The organism is uncultured Erythrobacter sp. (assembly GCF_947502395.1).
GTDB lineage: Bacteria > Pseudomonadota > Alphaproteobacteria > Sphingomonadales > Sphingomonadaceae > Erythrobacter.
In genome coordinates this window covers 13284-28597 of sequence record NZ_CANMZM010000003.1, presented here as the reverse complement: position 1 = coordinate 28597, position 15314 = coordinate 13284, and the positions used below count along the sequence as shown (strand labels likewise).

Annotated in this window: 17 protein-coding genes and 3 pseudogenes; 8 read left to right on the top strand and 12 right to left on the bottom strand. The window is 55.9% G+C overall.

Going from position 1 to position 15314, the window contains the following annotated elements; all coding sequences use genetic code 11:
- Together Q0778_RS11475 and Q0778_RS11470 are read right to left on the bottom strand one after the other, a co-directional pair.
- Complete coding sequence (locus Q0778_RS11475; RefSeq protein WP_298336233.1) at positions 1-381, bottom strand: carboxymuconolactone decarboxylase family protein; 381 nt, start codon at positions 379-381, stop codon at positions 1-3.
- 23 nt (positions 382-404) lie between these two features.
- Entirely contained in the window at positions 405-1334 is a 930-nt protein-coding gene (locus Q0778_RS11470) for an alpha/beta fold hydrolase (RefSeq protein WP_298336231.1), read from the bottom strand.
- 78 nt (positions 1335-1412) lie between these two features.
- Between Q0778_RS11470 and Q0778_RS11465 the strand changes: the two genes are divergently transcribed.
- Positions 1413-2321: a winged helix-turn-helix transcriptional regulator gene (locus Q0778_RS11465; protein ID WP_298336229.1), complete on the top strand. Its 909-nt coding sequence runs from the start codon at positions 1413-1415 to the stop codon at positions 2319-2321.
- Between the two features lie 5 nt (positions 2322-2326).
- Here the strand turns inward: Q0778_RS11465 and Q0778_RS11460 are convergent, their stop codons facing one another.
- Both Q0778_RS11460 and Q0778_RS11455 read right to left on the bottom strand, forming a co-directional pair.
- Positions 2327-3184 carry a crotonase/enoyl-CoA hydratase family protein gene (locus Q0778_RS11460; RefSeq protein ID WP_298336226.1) on the bottom strand — a complete coding sequence of 286 codons (858 nt, stop codon included), beginning with the start codon at positions 3182-3184 and terminating at the stop codon, positions 2327-2329.
- Positions 3185-3205: 21 nt separating this feature from the next.
- On the bottom strand, positions 3206-3928 hold the full coding sequence (locus Q0778_RS11455) for a fatty acid desaturase family protein (protein WP_298337624.1): 723 nt from the start codon (positions 3926-3928) through the stop codon (positions 3206-3208).
- Positions 3929-3950: 22 nt separating this feature from the next.
- On the opposite strand from Q0778_RS11455, the gene Q0778_RS11450 reads away from it, so the two are divergent.
- Both Q0778_RS11450 and Q0778_RS11445 read left to right on the top strand, forming a co-directional pair.
- The gene (locus Q0778_RS11450) at positions 3951-4160 is read left to right on the top strand and encodes a hypothetical protein (RefSeq protein ID WP_298337738.1); all 210 of its coding nucleotides are present in this window, start codon (positions 3951-3953) and stop codon (positions 4158-4160) included.
- 23 nt (positions 4161-4183) lie between these two features.
- Positions 4184-4999, top strand: a complete 816-nt coding sequence (locus tag Q0778_RS11445) for a hypothetical protein (RefSeq protein WP_298336224.1) — start codon at positions 4184-4186, stop codon at positions 4997-4999.
- 39 nt (positions 5000-5038) lie between these two features.
- On the opposite strand, the gene Q0778_RS11440 is transcribed toward Q0778_RS11445, so the two are convergent.
- Positions 5039-5458, bottom strand: a complete 420-nt coding sequence (locus Q0778_RS11440) for a MarR family transcriptional regulator (RefSeq protein WP_298336222.1) — start codon at positions 5456-5458, stop codon at positions 5039-5041.
- A 114-nt stretch (positions 5459-5572) separates the two neighbouring features.
- Here Q0778_RS11440 and Q0778_RS11435 point away from each other — a divergent pair, with 114 nt between their 5' ends.
- Positions 5573-6031 (top strand): hypothetical protein, encoded by a 459-nt coding sequence (locus Q0778_RS11435; RefSeq protein WP_298336220.1) that lies wholly within the window; start codon positions 5573-5575, stop codon positions 6029-6031.
- A gap of 33 nt (positions 6032-6064) precedes the next feature.
- On the opposite strand, the gene Q0778_RS11430 is transcribed toward Q0778_RS11435, so the two are convergent.
- The 4 genes and pseudogenes from Q0778_RS11430 to Q0778_RS11415 form a co-directional block, all read right to left on the bottom strand.
- Positions 6065-6637: an isochorismatase family protein gene (locus tag Q0778_RS11430; protein WP_298336219.1), complete on the bottom strand. Its 573-nt coding sequence runs from the start codon at positions 6635-6637 to the stop codon at positions 6065-6067.
- On the bottom strand, positions 6637-7164 hold the full coding sequence (locus Q0778_RS11425; protein ID WP_298300612.1) for a cysteine hydrolase: 528 nt from the start codon (positions 7162-7164) through the stop codon (positions 6637-6639). Before Q0778_RS11425 ends, Q0778_RS11430 begins: the two co-directional genes overlap by 1 nt.
- A 94-nt stretch (positions 7165-7258) precedes the next feature.
- Positions 7259-7870: pseudogene (locus tag Q0778_RS11420) on the bottom strand (SDR family NAD(P)-dependent oxidoreductase); the annotation flags it as partial.
- A gap of 150 nt (positions 7871-8020) precedes the next feature.
- Positions 8021-8890 (bottom strand): LysR substrate-binding domain-containing protein, encoded by an 870-nt coding sequence (locus Q0778_RS11415; protein ID WP_298336217.1) that lies wholly within the window; start codon positions 8888-8890, stop codon positions 8021-8023.
- A gap of 137 nt (positions 8891-9027) precedes the next feature.
- Between Q0778_RS11415 and Q0778_RS11410 the strand changes: the two genes are divergently transcribed.
- Positions 9028-9771: an acyl-CoA thioesterase domain-containing protein gene (locus Q0778_RS11410; protein WP_298336216.1), complete on the top strand. Its 744-nt coding sequence runs from the start codon at positions 9028-9030 to the stop codon at positions 9769-9771.
- 12 nt (positions 9772-9783) lie between these two features.
- On the top strand, positions 9784-10686 hold the full coding sequence (locus tag Q0778_RS11405; protein ID WP_298336213.1) for an alpha/beta hydrolase: 903 nt from the start codon (positions 9784-9786) through the stop codon (positions 10684-10686).
- 925 nt (positions 10687-11611) lie between these two features.
- On the opposite strand, the pseudogene Q0778_RS11400 reads toward Q0778_RS11405, so the two are convergent.
- The 3 genes and pseudogenes from Q0778_RS11400 to Q0778_RS11390 form a co-directional block, all read right to left on the bottom strand.
- Positions 11612-11791 (bottom strand): annotated as a pseudogene (locus Q0778_RS11400) (alanine dehydrogenase); the annotation flags it as partial.
- 15 nt (positions 11792-11806) lie between these two features.
- Positions 11807-11935, bottom strand: a pseudogene (locus tag Q0778_RS11395) (alanine dehydrogenase); the annotation flags it as partial.
- Between the two features lie 39 nt (positions 11936-11974).
- On the bottom strand, positions 11975-13222 hold the full coding sequence (locus Q0778_RS11390; protein ID WP_298336211.1) for an alpha/beta fold hydrolase: 1248 nt from the start codon (positions 13220-13222) through the stop codon (positions 11975-11977).
- Between the two features lie 227 nt (positions 13223-13449).
- Here Q0778_RS11390 and Q0778_RS11385 point away from each other — a divergent pair, with 227 nt between their 5' ends.
- Positions 13450-14058 carry a TetR/AcrR family transcriptional regulator gene (locus tag Q0778_RS11385; protein ID WP_298300594.1) on the top strand — a complete coding sequence of 203 codons (609 nt, stop codon included), beginning with the start codon at positions 13450-13452 and terminating at the stop codon, positions 14056-14058.
- A gap of 321 nt (positions 14059-14379) precedes the next feature.
- Complete coding sequence (locus Q0778_RS11380; protein ID WP_298336209.1) at positions 14380-15288, top strand: alpha/beta fold hydrolase; 909 nt, start codon at positions 14380-14382, stop codon at positions 15286-15288.
- Positions 15289-15314: the final 26 nt, after the last annotated feature.

The window sequence follows — 15314 nt, the reverse complement described above, 5'->3', positions numbered from 1 at the left end:
TTAGTTCTTGTCGCCTGCGTTCGGCAAGATTGTGTGCGCAATGTCGCGAGCAGAGGCGGAGACGGGAAACCCGCCATAATAGGCGAGGTGGACCATCATCTCTTCGATCTCTTCGGGGGTGACGCCGACATTGAGTGCGCCGCGCAGATGCAGCGCAAATTGCTTCTCGCGGCCAAGAACCAGCAGAGCGGCGACAGTGATCAGGGACCGGTCCCGGATCGCAAGGCCTGGTCTTGGCCAAATTTCTCCGAACAAATGTTCCAGAGCAACGCCGCGAAATGGATCATCGTTGCCGTCGTTGCCGTCGCTGCCCGATGCCGCCCCTTTCCCCCAGAGCTGCTCGACAATTGCACGCGCTTTTTCCTGTCGGTCGTCCGTCATGTCATTCTCCTTTTGCTCAAGGCTCATCCATCAAGGACCGAGGCCCTGATCCAGGCATCGATCTTTTCCCAGAGTGGGTCGGCATCCTTGAGCGCGCCAAAATGCCCAGCTTTTGATTTTCCGATATCCTCAGGGCGCAAGCGCCATCGTGTCATTTCTGATGCCGCCATCTCATCGCAGAAGCGGGTCCAGGCCGGGCCAGGTCCGAGTGTGTCATCGTCAGTGAAGGACACCGCCAGAGTTGGCTGCGTGACCTGACGCAGACATTCGCGCGCGTCGCCTCCGTGATACATGTACTTTCCGTCGAGACCCCAGGATGACCAGTCGCGAACATGTTGTTTGGCGAACCGTGCGCCCCAGCCAAGCTTGTCGCCGGGGCCAAATCCGATGACTTCCGCACATGCTCGCATGAGGCTGAAGAAAATCAGGCCTTTTGCTTGTTGTGCGATCGACCCCATCTCGCGAAAATGCAGCCAGACAGCGCATAGATTGATCAGAGCATCGACTTGTTCAGGATGCTTACCAGCGTAGATCGAGTTCAGCTGTCCGCCGAAGCTGTGTCCGAGAAGGATTGTCTTGGTCGACGGATGGGTTGTGCGAAGCCATTCGACGGCGGTTTGCCAGTCTTGTTCGAGAAACTCCCGCACACCAAAGTCAACGTTGCGCGACGGGGTAAGGTCGCTTTCGCCGATACCTCGCGGATCGAGTATTCCGACCGCATGCCCTCTGTCCGCGAGCGCATGGCCCAATCGCCGATAGGCTCGCGCGGGTGCCCCCATCGCAGGCGTAATGAGTATCGCTGCACCCGTGATCTCGACCGGACGAATGTGATCCAGATGCAAACCCACACCGTCTGCTGTCTTCAGTGAAACAGGTGAGCAGATCGGCACGGATTCCTGCGGTCGCGCCGATGGGAGGCCGCTAATCGCATTGGTGCTTTTCGTTACTAGCATAGTGGAACTCTATCAGAGCGAGTTTCAATATGCTAGTGAATTCTGGTGCTGCTTGAGCAATGTTGCTAGGACCTTCCGATGGATGCCAAAAACCCAACCGGGAAAGATGCCTATTTTGCTGCTGTCGACGCTCTAGGAGACGCCTGGACGTTTCTGATCACGCGAGAAGCATTCTTCGGCGCGGCGCGATTCCAGGATTTCTGTGACAGACTGAACATTTCACGAGCTCGCTTGACCGAGCGACTCAAGCATCTGATCGAGACCGGGATATTTGAGCGGCACCAATACAACGAGGCACCGCCGCGCTTCGAATATCGCTTCACTGCAAAGGGGCGCGCGGTCTATCCAATCGCTCTATCTATGATCGCATGGGGCGAGGAATGGCGATCCGAACCCGGTGCCTCCAAGTTGATCCACAAGGCTTGCGGAAAGCCGCTAAGCATCAGGACTGTGTGCACCAATTGCCGTCAGCAGATCCGCAGTCAGGACCTTGTATGGCCTCGGATCGGCGCTCTCAAACGATCGACGCCCGGAACTGGAAGCGTGCGCGGGTGGCGCAAGATGGCTTCATTCGACGACATCTCGGATCGTCCCGATCCGGCGGTCGACATGCTGAAAGCTGTCGGGGACCGCTGGTCCATGCTGATCGTTTACGGCGCGCTGCAGACGCAGTTTCGATTTCGCGATGCGCAGAAAACTCTTGGCGTTGCTGACACGATCCTTAGTGACCGGCTCAAACACCTTGCTCGACAGGGAATTCTCCAGCGCACTCATTCGAGCAAAAACGCCGCCTATCGCGCGACCGATGCAGGTTTGGCGATCCTCGACCCGGTGTTGGTCATGCGAACGTGGGCGCTTGATTGGGCACCCAAAGCTGACAAACCTTGGGCCGAACTCGTTCACAAACCATGCGGCGCCGATGTCAGGACAGTTTGCGTTTGCGGGCATTGCCAAATCGAGATCGACCCGCGTGATGTATCGTATTGAGCCGGCTACTTCGCTGAGTTGATCGAACGGTTCTCGGTCCAATCGAAGGTTCCAAGGTCACGCTCGCGCACCGCTTGTTTCCAGCCCATCTCCTCCGACCTGCGCTTGAAGTTCACCCCTTCGGGAGAATGCCGAGTGATCCCGTCAAACAGGGTCGCGATCATCTGAGTGTTCTGCAGTCCCATTGAGTCTAGGGCCTGATTGATCATGAGCTTTTGCATCATCAACTGATTGATGGGGACAGTGCACATGCGTTCGGCCAAACGCTCAACCTCGACGTCGAGATCGGCCTCTGGAACTGCCTTGTGGATGAGACCAATCCGCTCTGCCTCGCGCCCATCGATCTTGTCGCCAGTCAACAGCATGCGTTTCGCCTGCTCTGCTCCAAGGCGATAGACCCACATCGCCGTTGTGGGGCAGCCCCAAACCCGCGCCGGCATGTAACCGATCTTGGCCGTGTCAGCCATCACAACCAGATCGCAGCAGAGGGCGATGTCTGAACCGCCGGCGACCGCAAATCCGTGAACCTTCGCGATGACGGGCTTGTAGCTGCGCCAAAGCGACATGAACTTCTGGGTGTTTCCCATCATAAATGCATAGTCTTGCATCGGGTCCCATGGACCCTCGCCGTATTGCGACTTTCCGCTGGTGTTCTGGGCATAAGCCGTGAGGTCATACCCTGCGCAAAATGCATCACCCGCACCGCTCAAGACAATGACATGCACGTCCTTGTCGTCATTCGCCTGCTCGACACAAGCTTCGAGTTCACGGGGAAGATCTGTGTTGATAGCATTCATGACTTCCGGGCGGTTAAGCGTGATACGCCCGATGCGTCCGTCCTTCTCGTAGACGACTGTCGGCATGTCTTTGGTCCTTTCCCTGACTCAACCTTGTGTTGCGGATCGCGGCTCATCCGGGCGAACCGCACGGCGCAACACATCAACATACCCATTCGAGATGCAGTCGAAGCCGTCATAATATCCCCGCTCTGCAAGCCGCTTGTGAAGCTTGGACAGATGATATCCCGGCACCGCTGCAAATTGATGGTGCTCCAGATGATAATTGACGTGGTTGGGGGCCACCAACAGCGCCTCCCACCAGGATACGAGCGTCGTCGATGTGTTCTCCCGAGGGTCGCTGCTGGATCTGTTCGAGGCAACGCCATGCTCACCGATCTGTCGTAGGCGCATGATAAATGGGTACACCAAAATCTCGGCAGCCCACCACATCAGATAGGCCCACGGCGCGCCGACAATTGTCAGGACCGCAAGCAGCAAGACATGGAACATCAGCCATGGATAGTTGTCAGCAAGGCGGAAACGCTTGATCTTGCCAAGAGTGTCACGCAGGCCCGTGCGTCCCGTGATGTCGCGGATGAGTTTCCGCTTCAAACTGGCCCGACTTACCGGATATTTTTCAACGAACCTGAGATCTGGATCGTCTTTGGTGCCGGCATATTTGTGATGCTTCAAATGGTATTCGCGATAGGCGTAAAGTGAGGTATTGAGCGGTGCGCCACACAGCCAATGCCCAACGAAATCGTTCATCTTCCGGCGTGTGAAGAACGCCCCATGAGCGCAATCGTGATTAAGGATACCAAGCCCCAATTGCCGGCCGCCCAGGATCAGAATGCCAAGAACAATTGTGATCGGATTTGGCCAGATAATCGCGATTGCAAGCGCAGATGCGATTACTGCCCAGTTGAAAATCAGGGAAAAGATTGCTCGCCAGTTCGACGGACGCCGCAATTCTCTTAGCTCGTCGTTGGAGATGCAATCGGATAACTTCAAACTGGTCGCCATCGTCAACTCCGGTTTGTTTGACCTTGGCTCAATATAACAATATGTGAAATAATGAGTCAAATGAAGTTATATTCTGATCTTCCTATCCAGGCGGATATGTCCGCAAAGAAACTGGCTCTGTCGCTTTTGAGTGTGACCGATAGCGAGCGACAGTCAGCCGCCAATCTGGTTGCGGCGGGCGCCTTGTTCAACATTGAGCCTGCAGCAATGCGTATGGCTATTACACGACTTACAAAAGACGGCACGTTGGAGGTGATAGAGCGCGGAAGTTACAAGATCGGGCCAAACGGCCAAGCGATGCAGCGTCAGGTGACAAGCTGGAAATCGGCCATGGAAAAGGTTCGTCCTTGGTCGGGTGACTGGCTTATTGTGCATACGAGCCATTTGGGGCGAACCGACAAGACCCGGCTGCGATCGCGAGAACGTGCGCTGCGTCTCAGCGGCTTCGCAGAGACCGACGGTGCACTATGGGTGCGCCCGAACAATCTCGCAGCTTCACTCGCCGCCACACGAAGTTCTCTGGTCGATTTGGGTCTGGACCAAGAGGCAAAGTTTTTGGTCGTCACGGAGCTTGCGGTGATGGAGGGGGAAGACTGGACCGGACTGTGGTCGGCAGAGGAAATCGCAGCATCTTACAGCGCTGCCATCCAAGCGATGGCGCAAAGCTCTCAAAAGGTGGCGAGAATGAGCGACGCCGAAGCGGCAAAGGAAACACTGCTGGTCGGTCAATCAGTCATCCGGCTGATCAATTTCGACCCACTCTTGCCGACAGAGCTGATTGATCGCTCTGACTTCCAACAGGTTGTCGACGATATGAAAGCTTACAATGCGCTCGGCATTGAATGCTGGAAGAGGTATTACGCCTCCCTGTCATAGTGCGATCATCCTGCGTTGAGCAGAATCGTCGTGGCTCAGTCACCGAGACGAGGCCGCTCGGCGCAAGAACTTCTCAATCGCCATTCTTTCTCTTTCATCAAAATCGGCCAGTAGATCGGCGTTCATCTCGGAAACCCAATCCTTCGTCCGTTCAATCAGTGCGCGACCCTCTGGTGCGATATAGAGGACTTGCTGACGCGCATCTTTCTCGCCCCGCTGCTTACGAATGAGGCCTTTGTCTTCCAGCGTGTTGGTAAGGCCGGTCAGACGAGACTTTGACATTCCAGCGCGTGACGCGACGAGGGCACTGGGGAGCCCGTCTTCGACATACAGGACGAACAAGATAAATTGATGCGCGGTCTGAATACCCTCCTGTTTCTTTAGTGCTTTATCCGCAGCCCGAAAGACCGCTGAGTGAGCTTGATGCAGGCTGTGATAAGCGCGGAAAGTATGAGCCATTGCATTTAGTTCAATCTTGAATTAATGAAAGTCCAGCCTTGAACTAAACTCGCCGGCAGCTAATTGCAATCGAGGTTTCAAGCATGACGAAGCTAATCGGGAAGCCTTGGTATCATGATCGCAGAAATTGCATATCCACTTGCCCTCATTGCGAGCGCGCTATGGTTCAGCGCCGCGTTTCGGTATTTCAGCTTTCAGCAACTGGCCGCAGCCAAGGTGCTTGTCCCGAAATCAGCAAGACATTCTCCTGTGTTTTTGACAACCGCAGCATTGGCGCGGTTTCTCGGCGGAATGAATGCCGCGCTCGCTCTCCTGTCCTTGATGTTGGTGGTGCTGTGGGCGACGGAATCTACGCTGTTCTCGAATTCAATTGAGCGCGGCCTGTTGCTGCTTGTGCTTGCAGCAGCGCATTTCTCGCAATTCATATTCAACGTCCCCATCCTTCGAAACGGGGAGCGGCAAGGTGAAAGCTATTGGTACGTGTTGTCCGGACCGATGTTCTTCATCTTCGCCATGGACGCCGCTCAAGCGATCATCAGCCTGATCGCAGCCATCGCCCAGTTTGCCGGGTAGTCGATCACGAGAGTTGCTCGATCGACTTTCCTCTCAAGGTGCCGACTGCTGGCTGGTCACAACGCGGGCTACGATCCGCGGCAAAGTGATGATCATGGTGTTCACGAGATCAATCTGCCGGTAAGCGGCAAGCAGATCCCGAACCACGGTCACATAGAAATCGTACTCGACCGCCATTCTGGCAGAGGAATCAGTGTCGACAAAAGCATTGAAGCCGCGTCTTTCTGGCAGAACATGGTCGCCCTCAAGTGCAAGGTCTTCTGCCAGGTCCGCACCTGTAGAGCCCTTCCGCAGCAGGTTATTTTTCCGCAGCGCATCCATGTGCTTTGTAGAGTCGATCAGGATTTGGAGCTGGTCGTCTGACCATGACATTGGAGAATGATAGATTGCCCATTCACGATCGCGACAGTGCTGCAAGAAATTGCTCAGCTTTTGACGATCAACCGGAACTTCGCAAAGTCCGGCTAATCCGCCGCCTTCGATAACCGCGTCATTTTGCGGGGTCAGTACCAAGACCGCAGTCTGACGGGCCTCGAACGGCCCATATCCTTTAGCGTGGCGATTCGTCAGCACCCGGCCAAACCGATCTACGAGTTTGGCAATCATTAGCTCATCTCCCCGATCCAATCCTCGGTCGAGATCACCGCATGCGTGCACATCGGAAAACCAGTTTCAATCGCCGCATCGTGATCCGCAACTGACATCGCAGCCAGCGCGTCGGACACGATCGTTACCCGATAACCTAGTTCGATTGCGCTGCGTGCAGTGGATTCGATGCAGGTGTTCGACAGACAGCCACACAGGACGACATGGGTGATGTTCGCTCTGGACAGATTTTCGTGCAGGTCGGTGCCGACGAAGCCACTTGAAACAAGGTGCTCGCTTGCGACAAACTCACCTGGGCGCGGCTCAAGGCCCTTTCGAAACCTGCCACCCCAACCCGCGGCGCTGAATGTCCGGAAGAACCGCGCAAGATAGATCGATGGGTTCAGGAACTGGCGATGGTCGAACAGTCCCTTGCAATAGCGCGCATGCGGCGCATAGCACACTTTCAGACCGGGTGCGCGGGCATGGGAAAGCACACGCACCAGGTTCGCATTCGTGCTGAGGCGCTTGAGCGTCGCGCGGTTCAACAGCCAAGCTCACCCACCCACAGACAGGAAATCGTTGTAGGGATCGACAACGATCAACGCTGTTCGGTCTAAATCACTCGTCCTACAATTCGCCTCAAGAGTGATGCGCGCCGACCATCGGATTGATCTCAATCTCGGCAATGCGGGCGTGCGACGGTGCCTCTATCGCGTAGAGAAATGCGTTTGAGATATCGTCGGGCCTGAGTGCATTCGGCTTCTCTTCATCGAAGAATGGCGTGTCCACCATCCCCGGATCGATGCTTGTCACCCTCACGCCATGAGGGGTGAGCTCGTTGGAGAGGTTCTTCGCATAGCCCCGAATGAACCATTTGGTCGCGCTATAGACAGAGCCCGACAACGCCACATGCCCGGCCTGAGAACCGATCAGCACGAGATGTCCTTTGCTCTTTCGAAGATGCGGGATGGCGAATTTGCAGGTCAGGGTGACGCCAAAATTGTTGACGAGGATCATCTCCTTGAAGTTCTCGATATTGCCGTGCTCGGTGCCGGTCGCGGTTGCACCCAATCCGGCATTGGCGAAGGCGACGTCCAATCTGCCGAAGTGGCCCACAGCTGCCTCGACCATCGCTTCTTGTGAACTGGGGGAGGTCACATCGCACTCGACCGCAAAGGCGCTCGAAGGTCCAAGCTCATCGACAAGGCTGTCCAATTTCGATTTGGAACGAGCAGCAAGCGCGACCTTGTGCCCTGACGTGACCGCCTATCGGGCGCAATGCGCGCCAATGCCGGATGAGGCACCGGTGATCAGAATGACTTTTCCCATCTTCATTTTCTCCAATTTCGAAACGGTATCAAGGTGCGATCGGCAACTCAGGATTTAAATCGGTGTGAGCGATCAAGCATCGGCGAATTCAGCAACGCAATCCTGCAACCAGCGGTAGGTTTTCTGAATGTTTGGCGAGAGCCATTGCGATTCCTGACATAAGAAATTGTAGTCCTGAGTTTCGGCGTTCACTTCATTTAGGGGTGCCGTCAGCCGGGTTCCGAATGAGGGATGTCGGCGGATAAGCGGATCCATCGCCAGCGCGATCCCGTGCCCGTTTTCAGCGGCATCCAGCGCGCCAAGAATTGAATCGAACGCGAGACCAGGCTCGCTTTTGTCTGTCTCGCATCCGGCTGCTGTCAGCCAGTCTTGCCAAGCCGCTGGACTTGCGCGCACGTGGATCAGTGCGTGGTCTAAGATCTCCCTTGGGTGTTTGAGGGGAGGCGCATCCCGCAAATATTGCGGCGAAGCAACCGGGAGACCACTTACCGAAACGAGCGATTTGCAGGCCAGACCTTGACTGTGGTCGCCGCCAAACCGCAGCGCGATATCGGCCTCTCCACGCCGAATATCTGCGAACGCGTTGGATGTCTCAATCTTCAACTCTAGTCCTGGGTTCTTCTCCTCGAAGCGGGCGAGGTTGGGCAAAAGGACGGTGCTGGTGAAGAAAGGCAAGGCGCTGATCCGCACCACATTGGTTTGCCGCGCACGTTGAGCCTGGATGGTCGCCAACTCCAGCTCTCGCAGCGCTGAACGTATGGCTTCACAATAGTCCGCACCCGCATTGGTCAAGCGAACGGTTCTGCCCACGCGCTCAAACAAGCTTACGCCGATCTGCTGCTCCAGAGCGCGAACAGCGTGGGAAATCGCCGATGGCGTTCTGCCCAATTCCTCTGCGGCATCGATGAACGAAAGATGCGCGGCAGCTCTCTCAAACGCCATGAGAGATTTTGTCGAAGGTATGGAAGAAATAGATGAGTTATTTTCATCAAACATGAATCAAACTCTCTTTATTCCAGCGATTGTTCCGCCATAACGCTATTATCAGTTGAAATAACCTCAATCAAGTTTGGCAGAAGATGGCGATTTTTGAACAAGACGATTCCGGTCACTGGACGGGTAGTGAACAGGCGCAAGGACCATTCACCGGGCTACAAGGTGGGGGCGTCGCTTCTGTCATGGTCGCGGAGATCGAGAACATTGCCACGCAGCAAAGCATGGGAGTGGCGATGTCTGTGTCTGTGGAGTTTCTCCGCCCGACTCCTCTCATGCCGCTCAAGACCAATCCCAAGATTCTTCGCCGGGGTCGCCGTTCAAGTGTGCTGACCAACGAGGTCTGGGCAGATGGGAAACAAACCGCATCAGCGACCGTCTGCGTGATCCATCCTGTTGGCGAATTAGCGATCTCTGCGAAGACCCCATCAGAAATCGATGTTGGCAAGATCGATCCTCTTCCCACACGAGCCGCTCCACATGGTCGCCCGTGGCTGATGGACAACTTTGAAATACGACCCGGCGCTGATGGAATTATCTGGTTCCGCCAGAAGGACGAGATCACCCCGGATGCTACTCCGCTTGCGAGTGTGTTGGGACCTGCCGATTGGACCCACGGCCTCGCTCGTCCTTCCGAGCCGAAGCTGGCCGACCCCAACATCAATCTTCAGGTCGCCCTCGCGCGACATCCGCGCGGGGAACATATCGGAATAAGGCCCAAGACAACCTGGATGCCGGAGGGAATTGGTCTGGGTGAAGGCGCATTGTTTGATGAGCATGGCGAGATAGGCCGGGTGGCAATGTCCGCTGTACTCATTCCCTTCGCATAAGGATTATTCGCGATGCTGCTCTCTAAACTGGCCGCAAGACTTGAGACGAGAAATTGGAAGGAGCGCATCCAATGGGCTCGCACGGGTCCTCCCTCTCGCTCCTGCTCCGATATCAATTTCTACGAAGATGATGCTTGCCTGATACGATATAAGCTGGCAGGTCGCGGCCCGGCTATCGTATTTCTATGCGACGGCCCTGCCACATTGGAGGTCTATGATGCCCTGTTCGCCGCCCTGAAATCGCGATTTACCGTCATCGCCTTTGAAGCGCCCGGCAACGGATTTTCCGTACCCAAGCCTGGTTACGATTTCGGATTCCAGCCGGTGAACGATGGGGTTGCTAGGTTCTTGCAATCGGTTGCGGGAGGGCCGGCTATCCTCGCATTTTCGTGTGGCGGAACCTACGCTGCGATCGATGTTGCAAGTCGATACCCCGAGCTGTGCAGCCACCTTGTCGCCATCCAGGTTCCGTCTTGGTCCGAAGAAATGCTCTGGAAGAAGCGCCGCGACCCAAAGGGGATCGTGTCCACGCCGTTTCTGGGCCAAATCCTCTTTCCACGTATGATGAAACCGCGAGCGCCCGCGTGGTACGAGCACTCGATGGCCGACACGCCTGCGGTGGCGCACTTCTGCACCTGCACGGCCCAGGCGTTTGACCAAGGGGCAACCTTCGCGCTTCCAACGATGTTTCAGAATTACCTCTCGGCGAGCGAAGCTCCGTTCGAGCCACCTCTGCAACCGACGCTCGCAATATGGGGCGAGCAGGACCAATCGCATGTGGAAACGGATAAGAACTCGTCGCTATCATTGGCGAAGGATTGCGAACTCGTTCGGCTCGAACATGTTGGGCATTTCCCCGAGCTTGAGGATCCGGTCGGCTTCTCCAAGATCGTCGGATCCTTTGCGAGGCTATAGCGCTGTGCGCAGCGACATGGACCAGGGGACCGTCACCCCCAGTTGAGGAGATGACAGTCTGGAGGGTTTGCCAAGTACTTCCGCACTCAAATGACCATCGCTGTTCGCCGAACCGCTAGGCCTGCTTGTCGCTTCGCGAGCCGCAGTTGGGTCTGGCACATGACACGCTCGTTTATGCACCTCTTAACTGAACTTGATGTTATGGGCCGAACCACACCATCTCGGCCAATCGCGGACCGTGCAATTCCAACCAATCGAATCTGTCCAAGACAAACATTCCGCTTGCTACGGTTTCCTGCTACGATCAGACGATCCGCGCTCGACCCCAATCCATGCCATTGGACTAAGATGCAAGCTGGGCCGATTGCGGAATGTGCGCTATCAGCGCTTGCGGCACCAACAATCAGCACAACGTGACAGCCGAATTTACGCATTCGGTTCGGTAAGGCTTGCGACGCGAATGAGGTCTCCATCTCTGGCCGAGCGCCGATTTGGCCCCCAAACATCAAATTTTATCCGCCCCAGCTTATGCCATTGAGCCATTGTTCGACCCAGCTCAGTGCACCGGATCAGCCAAAGCTTTGGGACTTGCGGCCATAGTTTCTCCCACAATATGCCTGTTGAGCCGGCCTCTTTGATGACCTCGTAGGCCAGGTGCTCGGTAGAATGCCTCTCGCGCTTGACAAATGTCGAGCGCTCGTTCGGCCAGAAGGTCCTTAATGTTTCGCAAGCTTAGAGAAAAGCGAACATAATCATCATCACTAGCCGAATGACCTCAGGCGATGAGTTAAAGCGCTTGAATGGGCTAGCTGGTATGCGGCGCTTTGGCATGCGTGCGCCCTATCCTCGCAGCCGCATTCCACAAGAGGCGCAGTGTGTCTGACGAGGCTGCCGCAACGAACGACCCGCACCGTTTCCTGCCACTTTAGTCTGACACCATCACCGCGCCGCCATTTGCGCTGCTCACGAGCTCACCACGGATGATGCATACACCAGCGGCCAGATGGCGATCACGCGCGGCTGCTTCTTGCCAGCCATACTTGGCGAGATTGAGTGCGTAAGGGAGTGTGGCGTTGTTGAGGGCATAAGTTGATGTCCGCGCCACCGCGCTGGACGTTTGGCGGTTCAGGCCAGCACCGGTCTCTACCAAAACCGTGTGACCTTCGCTGACAAATGCTTCAACACTTCCGGGAGTAAGTCCAACCCTGTTTTCCTGATCCTTGACTTCTTTTGGAACTCCTACGCGCATTTTGGTCTCCGGAAAATTAAGCTGAAGCGGCGAGGTGGCCTACGGCAACACGCCGTTTGGCGGGAACGGCGCAGGTGCCTGTAGGGTGGCTGTGCGTGAATCTTCGTGATCAGTCGGTCCGTCGGCGTTGGCCAGTCTAGGTAATTGACTGTTTCGCAGGTCCAGGCCTTCAAGCCATCTCCTGATCTCGTCCGTTGCCAGAAACGGATTTCCAACTTGACAATGTTGCGCGCCATTTTCCTCGGCAGTCATCAGGCGAGTGGTGACGGATCGCGCCTGCATCATCGCGCTGGATTGATCGTGAAGCTGGCCAATCGGGACGATGTGATCATCCGTCCCCATGATAATCAGGACATCTTGCCAGATCTGGTCGTGAACATCGTGCAGGTTGATGCCCATCGCCCACTTCATAAACTCATACGGGGAATTCATGCCTGTAACATGCAGGCCATGAGCTGAGCCCCATCGCATCGTTTGGTCAGATTTCGCGGCTGATTTGACCGCTGCATTGATAATCGGTGCGGCTCCCAGAAGGGTCAGTTGCCTCAGAATTTCGAGTTTCGTGTGCCCCATTCGCTGCGCGAATGTATCGAAAAAATCATACATCGCGCCCCAGGAAACGACACGCTTCACTCTTGGCTCTTTGGCCGCCGCGCGAGGCGCGAGACACCCGCCAAGCGACACGCCGACAAGGGTGCATTCCGAAAGTCCGAAATGATCCAGGACAGCGCCCACGGGGCGGTGCCAATCACGGGTCATTTTCAAATGATGCCGGCGGAGCGCGCCGCCCTGTCCCGGCCCTTCGAAGGCGATGACCCTATAGCCCGCTTTTGCAAGCGGTTCGAGGGTGGGATACATTTCCTCAACCAGCCCATCATAGCCACTGTGAGCGAGAATTACGCCGCGCTCCTGCCCCTCGGCCGGCCTGTCCAGCGCAGGCAACGCACCATCGCCAAAAGGAACCGACGCCCGAAGCGCAGCAATTTCCGGGTAGGCAAGATCGTGGAGCTCGACGAACTTCTCGTAAGCTTCGAGCTTGCCCGGTGTCTGTTGCGCCATGTAGAATTCGGCGCCCTGATAATATTTGGAAGCGATTGCATTGCGGCCGTCGGCTTCCGCGCGGAGCGCCTCCCGTGTCATTTCGCGAACCCAATCCTCGAGCGTTTCGATGCGGGACGCGACGTCGTGCAGATCTTCGACCGGTATGACCCAGGCAAGCCGATTCAACATGTAGTTGAGCCCGTCATCGTTGTGAAACTGGCGATATCCTCGCGGGTCGATAAGCATTCCTTGATTACCCCTCCGATCGTCGGCCGTCCTGTTCTCCGCGTCAGCGCAACGCTCATGCCGGACGACGTTGCCATCGCTATCATCCCAATCATGCTAATGCAACATGTTGTTGCTTTAAAGCTTTACTTATGAATCTGTCGGGGTCTTTGTGCCCGCAAGTCTCGCTGCCAGGGCAGTAGAAATTACGGGCAGACATCTTTGATGGCACCGCGTAAAAGAGGCGGATGAGCAAGAATGCACTGCACAAACTTGAAGCGACCCCGATGGAACGTCCGCTTGGGCGAAGCGAGCGTGTCGGCAAAGCGGTCGCGAAGGCAACGCTCGAGCTTCTACGCGAAACCGGCTACGCGGATATCACATTCGAAAAAATTGCCGATCGCGCGGGTGTCAATCGGGCGACTTTGTATCGACGCTGGCAGTCGAAACCCCGCTTGGTCGCATCTGCCATGCTTGAATTCATGCATGTCAACGCCCCTACTCCCAATACCGGCAGCGTTCAGACCGATCTCGTCGAACTAATGACCGAACTCAGCGATTTCATGGAAACGCCCCTATCGGCGAGTTTTATGCAGGTCATGGGTGTTGAGGCCCGCAAGGACCCTGAAGTCGGCGAAGCAGTGCGCGACTTTTGGGAACAACGTTTCGAGTTCACCCGCGAAATCCTGAAGCGTGGGATTGAGCGCAAGGAACTCACTCCGATCGACAATCTCGACGGACTGATCGATCAGACTTTTGGCCCCTTCTACCTGCTGTCCCTGCGCACAGGAGCCGGGCCATCTAAAACTGAGGTCGAACAGCTCGTCGATCGGGCGCTGGCGCCACATTTGTGCTAGACTATCGCCTTTAATGCGACATTATGTTGCGTTAGGAGATGGAAGGTGCTAACCCTTGAGTATGGACGCTTCTATCATCATGGCCGAATCGAGCCGAGTGCCCCTGAGGGGCTCTACGACTCATGATCGGCTCCCGATACCGGTCGGGGGCTATCGGAATTCGTCCACGCAAGTCCATTTAGGGCCCGGCACGGTCTTTCGAAGCAGAGATTAGCCAATGATTCTCGACCTACGCAGAGAACCAATATCGCTTGCCCTAACCACAAAAGCGACAAATGTTGTTTTAATGCTCTTTGATGCTGATTAGGGGATGGGGAAGTAATGAACGTAATAAAGGCCGATGCAACGCAATTCGCGGAGATACGCGACTTCCCATTTCAGCCGAATTTCATCGAATACGATGGCGTTTCGATACATTATGTCGATGAAGGCCCTGAGAACCCCAAGGGCACCTTCCTGCTTGGTCACGGCGAGCCGAGCTGGTCGTATCTTTACAGAGACTGGATAGGGCCGCTGAACGAAGCGGGATATCGCTGCATTGCGGTTGATTTGCCTGGCTTCGGCAAGAGCGACAAGCCTACATCCCGAGACTGGTATACTTATGAACGCCATTGCGGTGCGCTGCGCGCCGTCATTGACGCGCTCGACCTGCGCGACATCCATCTCGTAGTGCAGGATTGGGGTGGCGCCATCGGCCTGCGACAAGCGGTCGACCAACCCGAAAGATTCGCGCGCCTGTTCATCTTTAATACGACAGTGTGGCATGAAGGAGTGACCTACTCCCCTCGCCTGTGGGAATGGATGAAGAAATGCGACGATCCTGAATCGTTCGGACATGACATGCCGGTCGGCCAGATCGTTTTCGCTGCGATGAAGCGAGGCGGCCATGATCCCGCGCTGGTCAGCAGCGCTTTCGACGCTCCGTTTACCACGCCTGAATCGAAGGCTGGCGCACAAGCTTTCCCATACCTGATTCCCTTCGGACTGCGAGAAAACGCGGAAACCGGTTCAGACCACAACCGCATCTTCGAAACACTAAAATTATGGCAGTCCTGCCCGGTCCACTTGATCTTCGGCGACGCGGACGAGGTTTATCCTTGGGAGTGGGCGGAAACCTGGGCCGCCATGATCCCGCACGCGACCTTGGATCGAATCGATGGCGGAGGCCACTTCGTGCAGTTTGACGCGGCCGATGACTGCGTCGCCGCAATTCTAAGCCATCTCAAATGACCGCGTGATGCCAAATCACCAATCAG